A 1608-nucleotide genomic window follows, 5' to 3' on the forward strand; every position below is an offset into this window, starting at 1 on the left:
TGGGTCCGGCGGCGGAGTACATCGGTGTGCATCCTGTGACTTTGCGTCGGTGGGCGGATGAGGGACGCGTGGCGGTGACGTGGGTGGGTCGGGAGCGTCGGTTCGATTCTTCGTTGCTTGACGTGTTCGTGGGCCGGGTTGAGGTGGACCGGCCGCGGCGTGAGGCGTTGTATGTGCGGGTGTCGGGTACGACTGGCCAGGAGACGTCGCTGGTGGCCCAGGAGGCGGAGCTGCGGGCTACGGCTGCGGGCGAGGTGGTGGCCGTGTTCAGGGACAGGGCATCTGGGTTGCGGGAGACCCGGCCGGGACTGACCCGGCTGCTGAGGGCCGCGGCGGCGGGCGAGTTCACCGTGGTGAGGGTGACCCACAGTGACCGGCTGGCCCGGTTCGGCACCGCGTGGTTGACCGCGCTGCTGGCCCGTGACGGCGTGACCGTGGAGGTGCTGCATTCGAAGGGTTCGGCGGGTGGGGTCGAGGAACTCTTGGCTGATTTCATGTCGCTGGTGGCCACGTTCGCCGGCCGGATGTACGGCATCCGGTCGCGTGAGGCGAAGCGTCGACTGTTGACAGCTGCGGGCAGGGACGTGGGGTAGTGGCTGGCTCCGTGTTGACGTCGACCGCGACGTGCACCGCGTACCGGGGGGTGTGCGGCGGTAGGCCTCACGCGCCCGGAGCGCAGGGGTCTGTGGCGGGGCGGGTGTTGGCCGAGCGGGTGGGGTGGCTGGCGGACCTGGTGCGGGGCATGGCCGACGAGGTGATCGCCGCGCACTGGTCGGATGCCGACCTTGGGGTGCTCGCCGCCGGGGTCGGCCCTGATGGGAGGCGTCTGCCGGGCAACGGCTGGATGGCGGTGCGGCGGCTGGGTTGGGGTGCGGTGGCGCCGGCGGGTGTGGTGGTGTCGGACCGGGTTCGTCGCATCGCCGAGGAGGAAGCCGCCCGCGCTCTACGTCTGGCATGCCACCGCCGTGCGGTCGTCGCCGCGCTGCTGGCCACCTGGCCGGCCGACCCGGGTGCGCGTACCGATAAGGAATGGTCGGCGTTACGGGCGGCGCTACCCGAAGGCACCTACAACGCGACGATCCGCAACCGCACCCGGCAGATCACCGCATACCTCGGCATGTATGGCCGGATGCCCGCGGCGCTGTGTGAGCTGGAGGACCCGCCGGCCGTGGCTGGGCAGGTGAGCCTGGCGGCGGCCGACCGGCAGCAGGTTGTCGTCGACCGGGTCGACGACCGCATCGTGCGGGTGTGGTCACAGCTGCCGACATGCGCGGCACCCGCGTCCTACCGCGACTGGGTGTGGCACGCCGTCGACGTGGCGCTACCGCCCACCGTGCCGGCCGGGGTGAAAATGTGCACGCCGACGCTGCGGCCCGGTGTTGGCAAGGTTCGCGTTGACCTGCCGTGGCAGACGCCGCACACCCGGCCGCCGGTGGACGGCCACACCCGTGGGCTGGGTGTCGACTGGGGGGTGAACACCCTGCTGACCGCGACCGTGGCCGACCTCGACCAGGACGGCTGCGTCGTCGTGGACGGGCGGCCGTTGCGGTTCGACGCGACCAACGTATCGGCGAAACTGGTGCGGCTACGCCGCCACCGCGAACACCT

2 protein-coding genes are annotated in these 1608 nt (G+C 71.5%); both read left to right on the top strand.

Annotated elements, in window-relative coordinates:
• Positions 1–20 precede the first annotated feature (20 nt).
• On the top strand, positions 21–593 hold the full coding sequence (locus I8N68_RS32340) for an IS607 family transposase (RefSeq protein WP_307813060.1): 573 nt from the start codon (positions 21–23) through the stop codon (positions 591–593).
• Between the two features lie 149 nt (positions 594–742).
• Positions 743–1608 (top strand): hypothetical protein (locus tag I8N68_RS32345; RefSeq protein WP_200216902.1); only part of this gene is annotated, 866 nt, incomplete at its 3' end.

The organism is Micromonospora coerulea (assembly GCF_016598485.1).
Taxonomy (GTDB): Bacteria; Actinomycetota; Actinomycetes; order Mycobacteriales; family Micromonosporaceae; genus Micromonospora; species Micromonospora coerulea.